Origin of the sequence: Mesorhizobium sp. CC13 (genome assembly GCF_039907765.1) — a bacterium.
In the GTDB taxonomy this organism is placed as follows: domain Bacteria; phylum Pseudomonadota; class Alphaproteobacteria; order Rhizobiales; family Rhizobiaceae; genus Aminobacter.
Window position 1 is genome coordinate 23,255 of the sequence record NZ_JARDJI010000012.1, and the last position, 18,745, is coordinate 41,999.

The 18,745-nt window shown below is 65.9% G+C and carries 19 protein-coding genes; 12 read left to right on the forward strand and 7 right to left on the reverse strand.

Features of this window, described 5'->3' with window-relative positions; genetic code table 11:
• The first annotated feature begins 161 nt into the window (after nucleotides 1–161).
• The 9 genes from PV773_RS16350 to PV773_RS16390 all read left to right on the forward strand — a co-directional run bounded on the left by PV773_RS16350 (nucleotide 162) and on the right by PV773_RS16390 (nucleotide 9,110).
• On the forward strand, nucleotides 162–344 hold the full coding sequence (locus tag PV773_RS16350; protein WP_347967369.1) for a Flp family type IVb pilin: 183 nt from the start codon (nucleotides 162–164) through the stop codon (nucleotides 342–344).
• A gap of 155 nt (nucleotides 345–499) precedes the next feature.
• Nucleotides 500–1,021, forward strand: coding sequence for a prepilin peptidase (locus tag PV773_RS16355; protein WP_347967370.1), 522 nt, complete (start codon nucleotides 500–502; stop codon nucleotides 1,019–1,021).
• 124 nt (nucleotides 1,022–1,145) lie between these two features.
• On the forward strand, nucleotides 1,146–1,961 hold the full coding sequence (gene cpaB, locus PV773_RS16360) for a Flp pilus assembly protein CpaB (RefSeq protein ID WP_347967371.1): 816 nt from the start codon (nucleotides 1,146–1,148) through the stop codon (nucleotides 1,959–1,961).
• Entirely contained in the window at nucleotides 1,958–3,484 is a 1,527-nt protein-coding gene (locus tag PV773_RS16365) for a type II and III secretion system protein family protein (RefSeq protein WP_347967372.1), read from the forward strand. Before cpaB ends, PV773_RS16365 begins: the two co-directional genes overlap by 4 nt.
• A 14-nt stretch (nucleotides 3,485–3,498) precedes the next feature.
• On the forward strand, nucleotides 3,499–4,224 hold the full coding sequence (locus PV773_RS16370) for a CpaD family pilus assembly lipoprotein (RefSeq protein ID WP_347967373.1): 726 nt from the start codon (nucleotides 3,499–3,501) through the stop codon (nucleotides 4,222–4,224).
• 20 nt (nucleotides 4,225–4,244) lie between these two features.
• Nucleotides 4,245–5,528, forward strand: a complete 1,284-nt coding sequence (locus PV773_RS16375; RefSeq protein ID WP_347967374.1) for an AAA family ATPase — start codon at nucleotides 4,245–4,247, stop codon at nucleotides 5,526–5,528.
• A 27-nt stretch (nucleotides 5,529–5,555) separates the two neighbouring features.
• Nucleotides 5,556–7,049: a CpaF family protein gene (locus PV773_RS16380; RefSeq protein WP_347967375.1), complete on the forward strand. Its 1,494-nt coding sequence runs from the start codon at nucleotides 5,556–5,558 to the stop codon at nucleotides 7,047–7,049.
• A gap of 27 nt (nucleotides 7,050–7,076) precedes the next feature.
• On the forward strand, nucleotides 7,077–8,090 hold the full coding sequence (locus tag PV773_RS16385) for a type II secretion system F family protein (RefSeq protein ID WP_347967376.1): 1,014 nt from the start codon (nucleotides 7,077–7,079) through the stop codon (nucleotides 8,088–8,090).
• Nucleotides 8,091–8,096: 6 nt separating this feature from the next.
• Complete coding sequence (locus PV773_RS16390) at nucleotides 8,097–9,110, forward strand: type II secretion system F family protein (RefSeq protein ID WP_347967377.1); 1,014 nt, start codon at nucleotides 8,097–8,099, stop codon at nucleotides 9,108–9,110.
• A 66-nt stretch (nucleotides 9,111–9,176) separates the two neighbouring features.
• Here the strand turns inward: PV773_RS16390 and PV773_RS16395 are convergent, their stop codons facing one another.
• Nucleotides 9,177–9,989: a tetratricopeptide repeat protein gene (locus tag PV773_RS16395; protein WP_347967378.1), complete on the reverse strand. Its 813-nt coding sequence runs from the start codon at nucleotides 9,987–9,989 to the stop codon at nucleotides 9,177–9,179.
• A 134-nt stretch (nucleotides 9,990–10,123) separates the two neighbouring features.
• Here PV773_RS16395 and PV773_RS16400 point away from each other — a divergent pair, with 134 nt between their 5' ends.
• The 3 genes from PV773_RS16400 (at nucleotide 10,124) to PV773_RS16410 (ending at nucleotide 13,000) form a co-directional block, all read left to right on the forward strand.
• On the forward strand, nucleotides 10,124–11,488 hold the full coding sequence (locus PV773_RS16400) for a leucyl aminopeptidase family protein (protein ID WP_347967379.1): 1,365 nt from the start codon (nucleotides 10,124–10,126) through the stop codon (nucleotides 11,486–11,488).
• A gap of 304 nt (nucleotides 11,489–11,792) precedes the next feature.
• Entirely contained in the window at nucleotides 11,793–12,143 is a 351-nt protein-coding gene (locus tag PV773_RS16405) for a MarR family winged helix-turn-helix transcriptional regulator (protein WP_340036117.1), read from the forward strand.
• Nucleotides 12,140–13,000 (forward strand): NlpC/P60 family protein, encoded by an 861-nt coding sequence (locus PV773_RS16410; protein WP_347967380.1) that lies wholly within the window; start codon nucleotides 12,140–12,142, stop codon nucleotides 12,998–13,000. The genes PV773_RS16405 and PV773_RS16410 overlap by 4 nt, the downstream gene beginning before the upstream one ends.
• Before the next feature lie 137 nt (nucleotides 13,001–13,137).
• Here PV773_RS16410 and PV773_RS16415 read toward each other — a convergent pair whose 3' ends face one another.
• Genes PV773_RS16415 through PV773_RS16440 form a run of 6 tightly spaced genes read right to left on the reverse strand, consistent with a single transcriptional unit; the run spans nucleotide 13,138 to nucleotide 18,655 of the window.
• A complete protein-coding gene (locus PV773_RS16415; protein ID WP_347967481.1) occupies nucleotides 13,138–14,082 on the reverse strand; it encodes a glyoxylate/hydroxypyruvate reductase A in 945 nt (314 codons plus the stop codon).
• 15 nt (nucleotides 14,083–14,097) lie between these two features.
• Entirely contained in the window at nucleotides 14,098–15,726 is a 1,629-nt protein-coding gene (locus PV773_RS16420) for an ABC transporter ATP-binding protein (RefSeq protein WP_347967381.1), read from the reverse strand.
• The gene (locus PV773_RS16425; RefSeq protein WP_347967382.1) at nucleotides 15,723–16,055 is read right to left on the reverse strand and encodes a type II toxin-antitoxin system VapC family toxin; all 333 of its coding nucleotides are present in this window, start codon (nucleotides 16,053–16,055) and stop codon (nucleotides 15,723–15,725) included. The genes PV773_RS16420 and PV773_RS16425 overlap by 4 nt, the downstream gene beginning before the upstream one ends.
• 56 nt (nucleotides 16,056–16,111) lie before the next feature.
• A complete protein-coding gene (locus PV773_RS16430) occupies nucleotides 16,112–16,360 on the reverse strand; it encodes a type II toxin-antitoxin system VapB family antitoxin (protein WP_347967383.1) in 249 nt (82 codons plus the stop codon).
• Nucleotides 16,361–16,409: 49 nt separating this feature from the next.
• Nucleotides 16,410–17,552 (reverse strand): ABC transporter permease, encoded by a 1,143-nt coding sequence (locus PV773_RS16435; protein ID WP_347967384.1) that lies wholly within the window; start codon nucleotides 17,550–17,552, stop codon nucleotides 16,410–16,412.
• Nucleotides 17,552–18,655 carry a microcin C ABC transporter permease YejB gene (locus PV773_RS16440; protein ID WP_347967385.1) on the reverse strand — a complete coding sequence of 368 codons (1,104 nt, stop codon included), beginning with the start codon at nucleotides 18,653–18,655 and terminating at the stop codon, nucleotides 17,552–17,554. Before PV773_RS16440 ends, PV773_RS16435 begins: the two co-directional genes overlap by 1 nt.
• Nucleotides 18,656–18,745 lie beyond the last annotated feature (90 nt).

Genomic DNA, 18,745 nt, shown 5'->3' on the forward strand with positions numbered 1-18,745 from the left:
TTAGCTCACGGTTAACCACGCGACGGCATCCGAGGCCGAAAGGAATCGGTAAGGGTGTTTCTTAAGCCGATCGCAACGGCTCCCCGCTAGGTTGCAGTCATCCGATCGACGGCAAGAGAAATGTTGACGGAAGTGCTGTAACACGGAGCAAGGAGCTTACGATGTCTAACCTCATCGCACGTTTTGTGAAGGACGAATCCGGCGCGACCGCCATCGAATACGGTCTGATCGCCGCCCTCATCGCTGTTGCCATCATCGCCGGCGCGGGCCTGGTTGGCTCGGCGCTCGACACCAAGTTCAGGGGCGTGGCGACGGCGATCCAGAACGCGCCGACTGCCAATTGATAGCGGCTGCGGCCGTTTCCAAAGACGAAAACGTGGAAGGCTGCCCAAAGGCAGCCTTTCCCGTTTTGAACGGCCTTTCGGCTCTGGGTTTCACCCAAGCTTAACGTCCATTGCTCAAGCTTGGACACCAGATCCAACCGTCGGAAGGTTTGGCGATGCTTGAAGCTCTTGTTCTCGTCGTTTTTCCCTTCTGCATGGTCTATTCGGCGGTCTCCGATGTCTTGTCGATGACCATCGCCAACCGGGTGCCGCTGCTGCTGCTCGGCGTCTTTCTCGTCGTCGCGCCGCTGGCCGGCATGGCCTGGACCGACATCGGCATGCATCTGGCCGCGGGCGCCCTGATGCTCAGCATCACCTTCGCCATGTTCGCGCTCGGCGGCATGGGCGGCGGCGACGCCAAGCTCATCGCCGCGACCGCCGTCTGGATGGGGCTCGGGATGCCGCTGATGCAGTATCTCCTCACATCGGCGATATTCGGCGGGATGCTGACGCTGGCGATCCTGTCCTTCCGCAGTTCCGCACTGTCCCACATCACCAGCCAGAACATGTTCCTCAGGAACTTTTGCAAGGAAGCCGGCGGCGTCCCCTACGGCATCGCGCTGGGGATAGGCGGCCTGGTCACGTATCCCAATTCGCCTCTCATGGTCTGGGCGGTGGAGCGGCTGACGGGCCAGTGATCTCCGCGCGCTCGGCGTAAGGGATCATTAATCATGTATGTAAGGGCCGCATTAACCATAATTTGACGATTGCCTATGCAAAGTCGCCTCGGCTTGTTGGGTATGCCGAGGCGAGGTTCGGACAATGGCAGCATCGCGACTGATGATTCTTGGCGTGGCTGTTGCCGCGGCAGGGGGAGCGGGCTATGTCGCCAAGAACATGTCGGCCGCGCCGCCCCCGCAGGTGATCGTCGAGGCCGGGCCGCAGCAACCGCAGCTCGCCATGACCGATGTGCTGGTCCTGACCGGCGACGTCCCGATCGGCGGTTCGACCGAAGGCAACATCGCCTGGCAGCCCTGGCCCAGCGATGCGGTGAATCCCAATTTCATCACCCGTTCCACCGAGCCGGACGCGCTCGAAAAATACAAGAATTCGCTGGCCCGCCTTGCCATGTACGGCGGTGAGCCGCTGCGCAAGACCAAGCTTATCGGCGAAGGCCAGAGCTTCATGTCGGCGGTCCTGCCTTCGGGCATGCGAGCCGTCGCCACGACGATTTCGGCCGATACGTCGGCCGGCGGCTTCATCCTGCCCAACGACTATGTCGACGTGATCATGACCCGCCGCTCCGACGCGGCCCAGTCCGGCACGGGCTTCACCACCGAGACGATCCTCAAGAACATCCGCGTGCTGGCCATCGACCAGGCGATCCAGGAGGACGAGGAAGGCAAGAAGGTCAAGGTCGGCGAGACCGCCACCCTTGAGCTCACGCCGCAGCAGGCGGAGATCATCACGGTGGCGCAGCAGATGGCCGACCGGCTGACGCTCGCGCTGCGCTCGGTGGCCGACACCCAGGAAAAGAACCTCGCCGAGGCCGACTACCTGATCTCCGGCAGCGGCAAGCGCGGCACCGTGCGCCTCATCAAGTCCGGCGAGATTTCCGAAACGGGAGCGAGGAAATGAAGTCCAGCGTCAGGCTTCTGGCAACCGTCGCCGCATTCGCTGCGTTCGCCGTCCCCCCGCTTTCCCTCGGCCTGGCGCCGGCATCGGCAGCGCCCGACGCCAAGGTGGGGGCGAACACCGCGAGCCAGCGGGTCAAGCTCGGCCTCAACAAGTCGGTGGTCGTCGACCTGCCGAGCGATGCCTACGACATCCTCGTCGCCAATCCGGCGGTCGCCGACGCCGTCACTCGCACGGCGCGCCGCATCTACCTGTTCGGCAAGTCGGTCGGCGAGACCAACATCTTCGTCTTCGGCCCCAATGGCGAGCAGATCGTCAGCCTCGACCTGGCGGTCGAGCGCGACGTCGCCGGCCTCGAGGACTATCTCAAGCGCTTCATCCCGAATTCCGACATCACCGTCGAATTGCTGAACGACAACGTCGTGCTCACCGGGACTGTGGAGACGCCGCTCGATGCCAAGCGCGCGGCCGATCTCGCGACCATCTTCGTCACCGGTGGCGAGGCGACCACGGGCCAGTATTCGCAGACCGCGACCGGCGGTTCCGAGAACGGCGGCGTTGACATCGACAACCCAGACCAGACGCGCCAGAAGAGCAAGATCGTCAACCTGCTCCAGATCATCGGCGAGGATCAGGTGATGCTGAAGGTCACCGTGGCCGAAGTCAGCCGCACGGTGATGAAGCAGCTCGGCGTCAACATGATCGGCGGCAGCGACGGCAATGGCATCAGCTGGGGGGCGATCAGCGACAGCATCCCCGGCCTGGGCAAGCCGCTGGGCGCCTCGCAGATTTCGCTCGGGACCTCCATGCTCGACGCCTACGTCAATGCCATGGAGCAGGCCGGCGTCATGAAGACCCTGGCCGAACCGACGCTCACCGCCATTTCCGGGGAGAAGGCCACCTTCAAGGTTGGCGGCGAGTTCAATATCGTCAGCAACCAGGAAGCCAGCGGCAGCGGCGGCCGGACCTACTCGATCGAGAAGATCGACTACGGCATCGGCCTCGAGTTCCAGCCGGTCGTGCTTTCGCCCGGGCGCATCAGCCTCAAGATCAGGACGCAGGTGTCGGAGCCGACGACGGAAGGATCCGTGTCACTCTCGGGTGGCTTTGCCAAAGGATCACGCTTCAACGCGCCGGGCATGACGGCGCTGTCGATCCGCAAGCGCCTGGCAGACACGACGGTCGAGCTGCCGTCCGGCGGCTCGATGATGATCGCAGGCCTGGTGCGCGACGATGTTCGTCAGGCCGTCAACGGATTGCCCGGCCTGTCGAAGATCCCGGTGCTCGGCACGCTCTTCCGCAGCCGCGACTTCGTCCGCAACGAAAGCGAGCTGGTCATCATCGTGACGCCCTATCTGGCCCGTCCGGTGGCGCGCAACGACCTGGCCAGGCCCGACGACAACTTCAACGCCGCGAGCGACGGCGCCGGCATGTTCCTCGGCCGCGTCAACCGTGTCTACGGCACCATGAAAACGGACAAGCCGATGGGCCGCTACCACGGCGTGGTCGGCTTCATCTACAAGTGAGTGGGGATAGGCGCATGTCTCAGGCAGTATACGTCGCCACGCGTGCCACCGGGCAGGGCCAGGCGGCCGCGCGTTTCCTTCGCCCCCTGCTGGCGGTCGCGGCCGTGGCGCTCGTCGCTGGCTGCGCCAGCCGCGACAGCATCACCGTCGGTTCGATCCCGGACGACTATCGCACCAACCATCCGATCGTGATCGCCGAGAAGAACCAGACGCTCGACATCCCGGTCGGAATCTACGATCGCGGCATTTCGAAGGGGCAGAGGCTCACCTTCGAAGGCTTCCTCGACGGCTATGACCGTCGCACAGCGCCGCCCCTGAGGATCATGGTGCCGGCGGGCGCCGCGAACGACGGCGCGGCGAACGCCGCCGCCAAGGCGCTGACGCGCGTGGCGATCGTCAACGGCGTGCCGAAGAACCGGATCACGATCTCGAGCTACCAGGCGACCTATGCCGACGCCCCGTCGCCGGTCCGCGTCTCCTATGTGGCCATGCGGGCCCAGACCGGCCGCTGCGGCAGCTGGCCCGAAGACGTGCTGAACACGGCCGAAAACAAGCACTACGCCAATTTCGGCTGTTCCTACCAGAACAACCTGGCAGCCCAGATCGCCAATCCGGCCGACCTGCTCGGGCCGCGCAAGCCGAGCGAGATCGATGCCGAGAACCGCAGCGCGGTGATCGATGCCTACCGCGCGCGCAAGATACCTGGCGAGTTCGTCGACAACTCGGAAGTCAATTACTGAGCCATGGGAAGAACGGCAAGATGAGCAACCTGGCCTACGATCCCCAGCCCGACGGCTCCGAACCATCGCAGCAGGACATGGCACTGATGCAGGTGCTGCGGCCGGTGCCGCGCATTTCGATCCAGGCCTTCTGCGAGTCCGACAGCGTCGCCGGACCGATCGCCCGGGCCGGCGAAGACCGGCGCATGGCCAAGGCACACCTCAAGGTGCACACGGGGGGCATCGAGACGGCGATCGACGTCTATCGTGGCGCGCCGACACCCAATCTCATCATCCTGGAATCGCGCCGCGAGCCGAAAGGCCTGCTCGAAGGGCTGCACGAACTGGCCGAATTCTGCGACCCGAGTTCCAAGGTGGTCGTGATCGGCCATTACAACGACGTGGCGCTCTATCGCGAGCTGATCCGCTCCGGCATTTCCGAATATGTCGTTGCGCCGGTGACGACGGCCGACATCGTCAGCGTCATCTCCTCGATTTTCGTCGATCCCGAGGCCGAGCCGATCGGCCGCTCGATCGCGTTTGTCGGCGCCAAGGGCGGCGTCGGCTCCTCGACCATGGCGCACAACGTTGCGTGGAGCATGTCGACGCTGTTCAAGTCGGACGTCGTCGTCGCCGATCTCGACCTCGCCTTCGGCACCGCCAACATCAATTTCGACCAGGATCCCGCGCAGGGCATCGCGGAAGCCGTGTTCGCCCCGGAGCGCGTCGACGAGGTCTATCTCGACCGCCTGCTCGCGCAATGCGCCGAGCACCTGTCCTTGCTGGCGGCGCCTTCCACGCTCGAGCGCGTCTACGACTTCGATCCCGAGGCGTTCTCGCAGATCATCGACACCGCCCAGCGCAGCGCGCCGCTGATCGTCCTCGACGTGCCGCACGTCTGGAGCGGCTGGAGCAAGACCACGCTGACCCGCGCCGACGAGGTCGTGATCACCGCGACGCCGGAACTGGCCAACCTGCGCAACACCAAGAACCTGATCGACATGCTGAAGCGGCTGCGTCCCAACGACCCGGCGCCGCGGCTCATCCTCAACCAGGCCGGCGTGCCGAAGCGGCCGGAGATATCGGCGGCCGATTTCGCCGAGCCGCTGGGCATCCAGCCGATCTCGGTGATCCCGTTCGAGCCGCTGCTGTTCGGCAACGCGGCCAACAACGGCCGCATGCTCGGCGAGATGGATGCCAAGAGCCCGGTCGTCCAGTCGATCAACGAGATCGCCCACATCCTGACCGGCCGCTCCGAGGCGAAGATGCGCAAGCAGTCGGGGCTTGGGGCGATCCTCGGTCGGCTCAAGTCACGCAAGAAATAGTGCGCGCAGCGGAGGCGTTGGTCGACCATGTTTGGTAGAAGGGGTTCCGACGACGGCGGCCGCCAGACGCCGGCATTTCGCCCGCTGGCGCCGGAGCCGGCATCCGCTGTGGCGCCCGCCGACACGCTTACGGCCCCGCGACCCGCAGCGCCGGCACCGATGCCGGTGCCCGCTGCACCTGTGAGGCGCGTGGAAATGCCGCCCCTGCACGAACCGCGCCGGGCGCATCGCGAACGCAGCGAAAGCTACTACGACACCAAGAGCCAGGTGTTTTCCGCGCTGATCGACACGATCGACCTGTCGCAGCTCGCCAAGCTCGATCCCGACAGCGCGCGCGAGGAAATCCGCGACATCGTCAACGACATCATCGCGATCAAGAACTTCGCGATGTCGATCGCCGAGCAGGAGGAACTGCTCGAGGACATCTGCAACGACGTGCTGGGCTACGGGCCGCTGGAGCCGCTCCTGGCGCGCGACGACATCGCCGACATCATGGTCAACGGCGCCAAGCAGGTCTACATCGAGGTCAACGGCAAGGTCGAGCAGACCTCGATCCGTTTCCGCGACAACCAGCAACTGCTCAACATCTGCCAGCGCATCGTCAGCCAGGTCGGCCGGCGCGTCGACGAATCCTCGCCGATCTGCGACGCGCGCCTGCCCGACGGTTCGCGCGTCAACGTCATTGCCCCGCCGCTGTCCATCGACGGCACCGCGCTCACCATCCGCAAGTTCAAGAAGGACAAGCTGACGCTCGACCAGCTGGTGAAGTTCGGAGCCATCTCGCCGCAGGGCGCCGAGGTGCTGAAGATCATCGGCCGCGTCCGCTGCAACGTCGTCATCTCCGGCGGTACCGGTTCGGGCAAGACGACGCTGCTCAACTGCCTGACCAACTACATCGATCGCGACGAGCGCATCATCACCTGCGAGGACTCGGCCGAACTGCAGTTGCAGCAGCCGCATGTGGTCCGCCTCGAAACACGCCCGCCCAACCTGGAAGGCGAGGGCGAGGTGACGATGCGCGACCTGGTCAAGAACTGTCTGCGCATGCGGCCAGAGCGCATCATCGTCGGTGAGGTGCGCGGACCCGAGGTGTTCGACCTGCTCCAGGCGATGAACACCGGCCACGACGGCTCGATGGGCACGATCCACTCCAACAGCCCGCGCGAATGCCTCAGCCGCATGGAATCGATGATCGCCATGGGCGGCTACTCGCTGCCGCAGAAGACCGTGCGCGAGATCGTCGTCGGCTCCGTCGACGTCATCATCCAGGCCGCCCGCCTGCGCGACGGCTCGCGCCGCATCACCCACATCACCGAGGTGATCGGCATGGAGGGCGACGTCGTCATCACCCAGGACCTGGTGCTCTACAACATCAAGGGCGAGGACCAGAACGGCCGGCTGCTCGGACAGCACGTGTCGACCGGCATCGGACGGCCGCATTTCTGGGACCGCGCCCGCTACTATGGCGAGGAGGCGCGGCTCGCCGCTGCGCTGGAGGCCATGGAAAAGGGTGCCGACTGACATGCGAGAGGCGAGGAGCTAGCCGCCATGTTCGGCCTCGATCCCACGACCCTGCTCTTCGTCCTCCTGGCCGGCCTCAGCGCCGGCCTGGTGGCCTATGCCCTGCTGTTCAAGCGCATCGAGGCCGAGAGCAACACCCAGCGCCGCCTGTCCACGGTCCGGCAGACCGAGCAGGACCGCACCCTGGTCAAGGCTGCGCGCGACCGGACGGCCGAGGTCGCCAAGCGGCGCAAGTCCGTCCAGGACTCGCTCAAGGAGCTCGAGGAAAAGCAGAAGGCCAAGGACCGCAACATCAAGAAGCCGCCGCTCAGGGTGCAGATCCGCCAGGCCGGCATGCAGGTGACGGTCGAGCGCTTCTATGTCTATTCGGTCGTCTGCGGCCTCGCCGTCACCGTGCTCGTCTATCTCGCCGGCGCGCCGCTCATCCTGTTGCCCGGCGCCCTGCTTGCCGGGACCCTCGGCCTGCCGCGCTGGTTCGTCGCGTTCCGGCGCGCGCGCCGCGTCAAGCAGTTCCTCGAAGAGTTTCCCAACGCGCTCGACATCATCGTGCGCGCGGTCAAGTCCGGCCTGCCGCTCAACGACGGCATCCGCCTCATCGCCAGCGAATCGCCCGAGCCCGTGCGCGGCGAGTTCCGCCGCATCGTCGAGGGGCAGCAGCTCGGCATGCCCATCCCCGAGGCAGCCCTGCGCATGACCGAGACCATGCCCTGTCCGGAGGCCGGCTTCTTCGGCATCGTCATCCAGATCCAGAGCCAGGCCGGCGGCAACCTCTCCGAGGCGCTCGGCAACCTTTCCCGCGTCCTGCGCGACCGCAAGAAGATGAAGGCCAAGGTGCAGGCCCTGTCGATGGAGGCGAAGGCTTCCGCCGCCATCATCGGCGCGCTGCCGATCATCGTCGCCTTCCTCGTCTACCTGTCGAGCCCGAACTACATCATGCCGCTCTTCGTCACCAGCACCGGCAACCTGATCCTGGGCATCTCGGGCGTGTGGATGTCGATCGGCATCTTCGTGATGCGCAAGATGATGAATTTCGAGGTCTAGACGGACATGATCGACCAGGTCGTCAAGGCATTTACCGACGCCTCATTCCTGATAGCCCTTTTGGTCGGCGTGGCGGTGTTCGCCACTGTCTTCACGATCATGCCTTCGCTGACCGGAAATCCCCTCAAGGGACGCATGAAGGCGGTGGCGCTGGAGCGCGACGAACTGCGCGCCAGGCAGCGTGCGCGCCTCGCGGCCGAGACGGGCCGTCGCCGCGCCGGGCTGCGCGAAGAGCAATCGGTGGGCATGCGCAACATCGTCGAAAGGCTCGACCTGCGTCGCGCACTCGTCGACGAGGGCACGCTCAACAAGCTCAAGGTTGCCGGTTTCCGCGGCCAGAACCCGCTGACGCGCTTCCTGTTCTTCCGCCTGGTGCTTCCCTTCGTCGGCTTCGCTCTGGCGGCGGTCTACGTCTTCCTGCTCGGCGGCTTCGCCGACAAGCCACTCTTCGTCAAGCTCTTCGTCTGCATCCTGGCTGCCTATGGCGGCTTCTACGCACCGGTGCTCTACGTCAACAACCGCGCCACCAAGCGCAAGCAGTCGATCCAGCTGGCCTGGCCCGACGCCCTCGACCTCATGCTGATCTGCGTCGAGTCGGGCATGTCGGTCGAGGCCGCGCTGCGCCGTGTCGCCGACGAGATCGGTTCGCAGTCGGTCGACCTCGCCGAGGAGTTCGTGCTCACCAACGCTGAGCTCTCCTATTTGTCCGAGCGCCGTGTCGCCTATGAGAACCTCGCTTCCCGTACCGGGCTGGAGACCGTCAAGTCGGTGACGCAGGCGCTGACCCAGGCCGAGCGCTACGGTACCCCCGTGGCCCATGCGCTGCGTGTTCTTGCCAGCGAAAGCCGCGACATGCGCATGAATGCCGCCGAGAAGAAGGCGGCCGCCCTGCCGCCGAAGCTCACCGTGCCGATGATCCTGTTCTTCCTGCCGGTGCTGTTCGCCGTCATCCTCGGCCCGGCCGGCATCCAGGTCAGCCAGCGCGGCGTCTTCGGCGACCAGCAGTCGAGCAGCGAGTAGGCGGATGTGGAAACGCAAAAGGCCGCGTCGTCAGGCGCGGCCTTGCTCGTATCGGGCGATGCCCGTTCAGTTGGTGGTCGGCTTGTCTTCGGCCTTGATCTGGTTCCAGGCATTCTGCTGCGCCAGCATGGCGCGCAGATAGCTGACATTGGCCTGCGCCTGTTCGGGCGGAAGCTCCTGGCTGGCGATCTTCTCGGCTTCGTCGAAGCGGCCCTGCAGCCCCACCGCCAGGGCGAGGTTCTGGCGCACGCGGCCGTCGGCGCCGGGCTGCTCGGCGGCCGACCGCAGGTAGGTCTCGGCCGACTTGAGGTCGCCTTCGAGGACATAGGACATGCCGAGATTGGAAAGCACGCTGGGGTCGTTGGGCTTGAGGTCCAGCGCCTTGCGGTAAAGGCCGCGCGCCTCCTGGGTCTGGCCCAGCTGGTCGAGGATGGCGGCTTCCGCCGACACCAGCTTCCAGTCCGGATATTCCGGCGTCTGGGCGCGCCGCACCGCGTCGAGCGCGGGCTGCAGCTCGCCCGAGGCGGCCAGCGCCTTGCCGTAGGCGGCGAGTACGTCGCGGTCCTTGGGATAGCCGATGGCAAGCTTGCGCATCACCGCCAGCGATTGGTCGGTCTGCCCCTTCATCTGCAGCACGGAGGCATACTGCATCGCCACGGGCTTGTTGTCGGGCGCGCTGGCATAGGTACGGCCGAGCTGGTCGGCCGCGCCCTGGAGGTCGCCCGGCGCCGCAGCCTCCGCCGTGTTGGCCTGGCGCGAGATCGAGCCCGTGGTCATCTTGCTGGTTCCGCAACCGGCCACGCCGGCGGCCAGCAGGGCGAGGAAAGCCGTTCTGGCGAGGCGTTTTCCCGTTGCGTTCATCGAGCGATTGGTCAACATCGGCGACGGGTCTCCATTGGTCCGCGTGGCCGTTTGCCGGCCATTTCCCCGCCTTGGAGAAATAATCTGTTAACCCTAACGGATGGTTAAGACCGCCTAGCGGCCCATCCCGTCCGATATCGAAGGAAGCCGAAATGCCGGTCGAACTGCTCGACGAGAAAACAGCCGATTCCCTGCCGATCCACCTCGTCGCCAAGGATGGCCTGGAAAGCGCCGGGCTGGCGCCGTCGGTCCTTGCCTGGGCGCAGGCCAACGGCTTTGCCGGCGATGCCGGCAAGGTGCTCGCGGTTCCGGGCACCGACGGCAACCTCGCCGGCGTCCTGTTCGGTACCGGCCAGCGCGAGAACGGCCTCGGTTTCGGCGCGCTCGCCCGAAGCCTGCCGCAGGGCAACTGGCACTTCGCCACCCGGCCGGCGCAGCCCGAGCTTGCGGCGCTCGGCGTGGCGCTCGGCGGCTATGTCTTCACCCGCTACGGCAAGAAGCCGGGCAAGGATGTGGGCCTGGTCCTGCCCGCGGGCGCCGATGCCGCCCGCCTGAGCCGCCTGACGGACTCGATCTTCCTCGTGCGCGACCTGGTCAATACGCCGACCAACGACATGGGGCCGTCGGCCCTCGAAGCCACCGTGCGCAAGCTTGCCGCCAGCCATGGCGCCAAGGTCGGCGTGACCCTCGGCGACGAGCTGATCGACAAGAACTTCCCGATGATCCATGCCGTCGGCCGCGCCTCGGCCGACGCGCCGCGGCTCATCGACCTGACCTGGGGATCGGAAGCCGCGCCGAAGGTCACGCTTGTCGGCAAGGGCGTGTGCTTCGACACCGGCGGTCTCGACATCAAGCCTGCGTCCAGCATGCTTTTGATGAAGAAGGACATGGGCGGGGCTGCCAATGTCCTCGGCCTCGCCTCGATGATCATGGCGGCGAAGCTCGACGTCCGGCTGCGCGTGCTGATCCCGGCGGTGGAGAACGCGATTTCGGCCAATGCCTTCCGCCCCGGCGACGTGTTGCAGAGCCGCAAGGGGCTGACCGTCGAGATCGGCAATACCGACGCCGAGGGCCGTCTGGTGCTGGCCGACGCGCTGGCACTCGCCGACGAGGAGCAGCCCGACCTGCTGGTCGACATGGCGACGCTGACGGGCGCCGCCCGCGTCGCGCTGGGCCCCGATTTGCCGCCCTTCTACACCGACGACGACGCACTCGCCGGCGAGCTGGCGGCTGCGTCCGCTGCCGTCGAGGACCCGATCTGGCGCATGCCCTTGTGGAAGCCCTACGACACCAAGCTTTCGTCCAAGGTCGCCGACATGAACAACGTCACCACCGACGGCTTCGCCGGCTCCGTGATCGCGGCGCTGTTCCTGAAGCGCTTCGTCGAGAAGACGGCGCACTGGGCGCATTTCGACATCTTTGCCTGGAACCCGGCCGACCGCGCCTACGGCCCGGCCGGCGGCGAAGCCCAGGCGATCCGGGCGCTCGAAAGGGTCATTGCGGCGCGCTTTGGCTGATCGGCAGCGCCTCCATCGCTGATGACCGTCACCCCCACCCCTAACCCCTCCCCACAAGGGGGAGGGGTTGATTTCACCGCCATTGCCATCAACATCGTCGAAGACTGGCCTGGGCGACCGTGCCGCAAGGTTCCCCTCCCCCTTGTGGGGAGGGGTTAGGGGTGGGGGTGCATTGAGCGCCGACCATCGAACCTGTCGAAACGGAGGCGCAGCGGTCCAGGGGAAACCCTTCACGCCTTGCCTTCGCCAAGATTCCGTCCTTGAATGAAACGGAACCGAAACAATTGCCGTGGATGCTGGCGCCATGCCGATCGCGTTGCGTCCGAGCCAGTCGCTGAGGCTGCTGCAGCAGTTTGCCTTGTCCGAGGTGCGTGACGACGCGCCCGACCTCACCCTGCGCCAGATGGCGATCCTTTTGACCATCTATCTCGACCCGCCGCCGCACACGGTGCGGGGGCTGGCCGCCAGGCTCGGCGTCAGCAAGCCGGTCATCACCCGCGCCCTCGACACCATGGGCGCGCTCAAGCTGGTGTCTCGCCACCGCGACGAACTCGACAAGCGCAACGTGCTCGTCCGCCGCACGGTGGAGGGCGCTCTCTATGTCGAGCGTCTGGGCGATGCTATCATCGCCAAAGCCAAGGAGCTGCCGATTTGACTGCCCGCGACAACCGCCTCCATGCCTTCCGCCCCGACCTTGCAGATGCCCGCCTCGAAGGGGAGGTCTCGGCCGAGCGTTTCGTTGCCGGCCGGCCGGCCCGCGTCGCCGCACCGGTTGCCGACGTGCGCAGGGCGCCTCGGCCGGATGCGGGGCTCAACACCCAGTTGCTCTGCGGCGACGACGTGCTGGTGTTCGACGAGGCCGAAGGCTTTGCCTGGCTCCAGGCCGAGCGCGACGGCTATGTCGGTTATGTGTCTGCGGCCGACCTCGCCCCGCGCGCCGCCGATCCGACCCATGTGGTGACGGCGCCGCGCAGCTTCGTCTATCCTGGCCCGGACATGAAGCTGCCGCGCGTCCGCGCCCTGTCGCTCGGCTCGCGGGTGACCGTCACGGGCGAGGCCGAGACGCGCGGCACGCGCTACGGCCTCCTGCCGTCGGGCGAGGCGATGGTGCTGCAGCACCTCGCGCCAATCGGCACGGTTGCCGAGGACTTCGTTTCTGTGGCCGAGCGGCTGATCGACACACCCTATCTCTGGGGCGGCTCCAGCGCCTTCGGCATCGACTGCTCCGGACTGGTGCAGCTGTCGATGCACATGGCCGGACGCGACGTGCTGCGCGATTCCGACATGCAGGCCGGGGCCCTGGGCACCCCGCTCGATCCGGGCCCGGATCATTCGGCGCTGCGCCGCGGTGACCTGGTGTTCTGGAAGGGCCATGTCGCGATCATGACCGACGCGGCGAACATGATCCATGCCAACGGGCACACGATGACGGTCGCCCGCGAGGGCCTGCGCGAGGCGATTGCCCGCATCGGCTATCTCTATGGCGGGCCCACGGGGTTCCGGCGGCCTTAGCCGCTTTCCTCTCCCCGTTCACGGGAGAGGATACCGGCAGGCAGGTGAGGGGCAGTGCGAACATTTTGAGAGTGGGCATGGTCATCCGGCCCTTCGGGCCACCTTCTCCCCGTAAACGAGGAGAAGGAAATTCCGCCTCAATACCCCGCTTCGCGATCCACGACATGCTCGAGCGGGCCGCCGCGCTCGAAGGCGTCCATCTGATTGAGCATCGGCGCGACAAGGTGCGCCGGGTCCGAGGTCGCGGCTGCGTGCGGCGTCACGAACACCTTCGGATGCGCCCACAGCGGGCTGGTCTTGGGCAGTGGCTCGACCTCGAAGACGTCGAGGCTCGCTTCCTTCAGCGTGCCGTCGTCGAGCGCCCGCAGGATGTCGGCATCGCGCTGCAGCCTGCCGCGCCCGGCATTGATGAGCACGGACCCGCCCAGCCCGTTGCGCCGCCGCAGTTCCTTGAGCAGGCCGTAATTGACGATGCCCCTGGTGGCCTCCGTCAGCGGCAGCAGCACGACGAGGATGTCCGTGGCGTTGAGGAAGGGGACCAGTCCGGCATCGCCGCTGAAGGTGGCGACGCCCGGCAACTCCTGCGGCCGGCGGCTCCAGCCGTTGACGTGGAAGCCGACGGCGGTGAGCGCCCGGGCGGCGGAGCGGCCGAGATTGCCCAGACCCATGATGCCGACGGATATGTCCTCGGCCGGGCGCTGCGGCGGCTCGTGCCAGATCTTCTTCGTCTGCTGGGCGCGATAGAGCTGGCCCTGGCGGTGATGGTCGAGTACGCGCCAGAGCACGTATTCGGTCATGTACTGCGTCAGATTGTCGGCGACCACCCGCACGATCGGCACCTGGGGCAGGTTCGGATCGGCGAAGACATGATCGACGCCGGCGCCGATCGAGAAGATGACCTTGAGATTGGGCAGCTTGGCGAGCACGCCGGGCTTCTGCTTCCACACCACCGCATATTCGATCGTGGGGTCGGCCGGCCCGTCCGGTTCGAGCACCACCTCGCGATCTTCGGACAGCATCTCGTACCAGCGTTGCGGGTTGAAACCGGTGATCGAAAGAAGGATTTTGCCCTTGCCCGCCATGTGCTTCATGCCCTGCTATTCGCTGACCACGCCGGTCGGCGCGGTCTCGATCTTGAACGCCGCCGAGATCAGCGCCCGAGTGTAGTCGGTTTGCGGCCGCTCGAAAATCTGTTCGGACGATCCGGCCTCGACCACCTTGCCGTTGCGCATGACGATGACGTGGTTGGCCAGTGCCCGCACCACCTTGAGGTCGTGGCTGATGAACAGATAGGCGAGGTCGTGCTTGGCCTGGAGGTCGCGCAACAGGTCCACCACCTGCGCCTGCACGCTCATGTCGAGCGCCGACGTCGGCTCGTCGAGCATGACGAAGCGCGGTTTGAGCACCATGGCGCGCGCGATCGCGATGCGCTGGCGCTGACCGCCGGAGAACTCGTGCGGGTAGCGGAAGCGGGTCTCCGGGTCGAGGCCCACCTCGCGCAGCACCTCCACCACGCGGCGGTCGCGCTCGTCGGTGGTGAGCCGCGGCTCATGGATCTTGAGCCCTTCCTCGATGATGTCGGCCACCGACATGCGCGGGCTGAGCGAACCGTAGGGGTCCTGGAAGACGATCTGCAATTCGCGCCGCAGCGGACGCATGGCGTTAAAGCTGAGCTTGTCGATCTCGCGGCCGTCGAAGTCGATCCGGCCCTTCGACGAGATCATGCGGGTGAGCGCCAGGCCGAGCGTCGTCTTGCCGGAACCCGATTCGCCGACCACGCCGACCGTCTGGCCGGCGCGCACGGCGACGTCGATGCCGTCCACCGCCTTCACATGGTCGACGGTCTTGCGGAAGAAGCCCTGCTTGATCGGGAACCAGACCTTCACCTCCGCGCCCGACATCACGGTCCTGGCCGCCGCGTTCGCCGCCGGAGGCTTGCCCTTCGGCTCGGCCGCGAGGAGGTGCCTGGTGTAGCCGTGCTGCGGATTGGCGAAGATCTCCTTGGTCGGCCCGCTTTCGACGATCTGGCCCTTGGTCATGACGCAGACCCGGTCGGCGATGCGCCGGACGATGCCGAGGTCGTGGGTGATGAACAGCATCGACATGCCCTTGCGGGCCTTGAGCTTGGCGAGCAGCTCGAGGATCTGCGCCTGCACCGTCACGTCGAGCGCCGTGGTGGGTTCGTCGGCGATCAGCAGGTCGGGCTCGTTGGCGAGCGCCATGGCGATCATCACGCGCTGGCGCTGGCCGCCCGACAGCTGGTGCGGATAGGCGTCGAGCCGCTTTTGGGGCTCGCGGATGCCGACCTCTTCGAGCAGTTCGAGGGTTCGTTCCCGCGCCTGCCTGTCGCCCATGCCCTGGTGCAGCGACAGCACCTCGACGATCTGCCGTTCGATCGTGTGCAGCGGGTTGAGCGAGGTCATCGGCTCCTGGAAGATCATGGTGATCTTGTTGCCGCGGACCTTGCGCAGCGCCTTCTCGTCCAGGGAGAGCAGGTCCTCCCCGTCGAACAGGATGCGGCCCGTGGGGTGGCTCGCCGGCGGATAGGGCAGGAGCTTCAGCACCGACAATGCCGAGACCGATTTGCCCGAGCCGGATTCGCCGACCAGCGCCAGCGTCTCCCCCTTGGCGATGTCGAAGGAGATGCGGTCGACGGCCGTCGTCGTCAGGCCGCCGCTGGAAAAGGCGACCGAGAGGTCCTGGACGGAAAGCAGCGGGGAGGTCAAATGGCGGCCTCTATGTCGGTCATGCGGAAATCCTCGCCCTTGAACAGCAGCGGCTCGCGCCGCGCCTTGGCCAGCGCATAGGCGAAGCAGTCGCCCAGGTTGAGCTTGGCAGCGTGGTTGCCCTTGCCGAATTTCTGGTAGGCCTCGCGGGCGAGGCGGGCCTGCTCGGGGGTGACCGGGACGATTTCGATGCCGAAGTCGGCCAGCAGATTGTCCAGTTCAGCGCCTTTCCTGGTGTCCTTCAGGCCATCTGCTTTCACCGCGGCCTCGAGATAGTTGACCGGAGAGATTGCGTGAGGTTGCCGAGGCGCAAGGAGTTTGTCTTCCATGATGTCGCCTTCGGGCTCTTCGAAGAGGATGGCAAGAAGGGCTGACGCGTCAACGATCATGCTGGCAGGCCATCGTCGTCATAGAGGTCCGAGTGATCGCTGGTTGCTCCCGCCGGCGTAGGACCAGAGCGCCTCAATATTTCTTTGATTCGCGCCTTGCGGATCGCGTAGTCGTCATTGGTCTTGAGTCTCGTCAGCTCGGCTTCGAGGGCCTGCTCGACAGCCGCCGTCATGCTTTGACCCGTAGCCTCGGCAAGCTGGCGCGCCAGCCTTTGCGCCTTTTCGCTCTTGATGTTCATGCCCATGTCCGGCTCCATGGTAGAAAACTCAAGAAATTATACCATGGGCGCCCGCTCACTTGAACGTCTTCCGTGGGTCGAAGGCGTCGCGGGTGGCTTCGCCGACGAAGATGAGCAGCGACAGCATCAGCGATATGACCACGAAGCCCGACAGGCCGAGCCATGGCGCGTTGAGGTTGCGCTGGCCCTGCTTGAGCAGTTCGCCGAGCGAGGCCGAGCCCGGCGGCAGGCCGAAGCCGAGGAAGTCGAGCGAGGTCAGCGTCGAGATCGAGCCGTTCAGGATGAAGGGCATGAAGGTCAGCGTCGCCACCATGGCGTTGGGCAGGAGGTGGCGGAAGATGATCGTGCGGTTGGGCACGCCGAGCGCGCGCGCCGCGTTCACATATTCGAAGTTGCGGGCGCGCAGGAATTCCGCCCGCACCACACCGACCAGCGACACCCAGGAAAACAGCAGCATCAGCCCGAGCAGGATGAAGAATCCCGGCGGCAGCACGGCTGCCACGATCAGCAGCAGGTAGAGCACCGGGATCGCCGACCAGATCTCGATGAAGCGCTGGAACAAAAGGTCGGTCCAGCCGCCGAAGTAACCCTGCAGCGCGCCTGCCGACACGCCGATCAGCGCCGAGCCGGCCGTCAGGATCAGGCCGAACAGGACGGAGATGCGGAAGCCGTAGATGACGCGGGCGAGCACGTCGCGGGCCTGGTCGTCGGTGCCGAGCCAGTTCCAGTTGCCCATGGTGCAGTTGGGATCGCCGACGCCCTGGGCATAGCGCTGGCAGCGCACGTCCTTGGCGTACATCCACGACGGCTTGGCCGGGGCCGCCTCGGGAATCTCGTTGTTGGTGGTGCGGTAGGAATAGCGGATCGGCGGCCAGATCGCCCAGCCATCGGCCGCGATCGCCTCCTGCACCACCGCCATGCGGTAGTCGGTGATCGGCAGGAAGCCGTCGGCGCCGAGGAATGTCTCCTCCGGATAGTCGCTCACGATCGGCGAGAAGAACTCGCCCTTGAAGCTGATCAGCAACGGCCGGTCGTTGGCGATGAACTCGGAAAACAGCGACAGCACGAACAGGACCAGGAAGATCCAGAGCGACCAGTAGCCGCGCCGGTTGGCCTTGAAGTTCTGCCAGCGCCGCCGGTTGATCGGCGACAGCCGGGGGCGCCTGACTGGCGCTGCTGCGGTATCGATCGCCGTCATCAGACGTCCCTCCGCTCGAAGTCGATGCGGGGATCGATCCAGGTGTAGGTGAGGTCGGAGATCAGGCCGACGACCAGGCCCATGAGCGAGAAGATGTAGAGGTTGGCGAAGACCACCGGATAGTCGCGCTCGAGCACCGACCGGTAGCCGAGCAGCCCGAGCCCGTCGAGCGAGAAGATGTTCTCGATCAACAGCGAGCCGGTGAAGAAGGCCGAGATGAAGGCGCCGGGGAAGCCGGCGATGACGATCAGCATCGCGTTGCGGAAGACGTGCCCGTAGAGCACCTGCCGTTCCGACAGGCCCTTGGCGCGGGCGGTGACGACATACTGCTTGCGGATCTCGTCGAGGAACGAGTTCTTGGTGAGCAAGGTCGTGGTCGCGAAGGCCGACAGCACGAGAGCCGCCAGCGGCAGCGTGACGTGCCAGAGATAGTCGACGATCTTGCCGCCGAGCGACAGCTCGCTGAAATTCTCGGAGGTGAGGCCGCGCAGCGGAAACCAGTTGAAGAACGAGCCGCCGGCAAACAGCACCATCAAGAGGATGGCGAAGAGGAATGCCGGGATCGCGTAGCCGACGATGACCACGCCGCTGGTCCAGATGTCGAATGTCGAGCCGTCCTTCACCGCCTTGCGGATGCCGAGCGGGATCGAGATGAGGTAGGACAAGAGCGTGATCCAGATGCCGAGCGAGATCGACACCGGCATCTTCTCCAGGATCAGGTCCAGCACCGAGATGTCGCGGAAGTAGCTCTCGCCGAAATCGAAGCGGGCGTAGTTCCACAGCATCAGGCCGAAGCGCTCCAGCGGCGGCTTGTCGAAGCCGAACTGCTTCTCCAGCTTGGCGATGAATTCCGGGTCCAGCCCCTGCGCGCCCCGGTATTTCGAAGTGGCCTCGCCGGCCGCGGGGTCGAAGTTGGTCGCGCCGACGTCGCCGCCGCCGCCCGACAGCCTGTCGCCGGCGTCGCCGCCCTGGCCGGTCAGCTTGGCGATCACCTGCTCGACCGGGCCGCCCGGCGCGAACTGAACCACGGCAAACGATATCGCCATGATGCCGAACAGGGTCGGGATCATCAGCAGCAGGCGGCGGAGGATATAAGCGCCCATCAGTGCGTATCCTCTCGCTGCGGGGAGCGGGACACGGATAGGTCGCGCAGGCAGGCACCCCCACCCCTGGTCCCTCCCCACAAGGGGGAG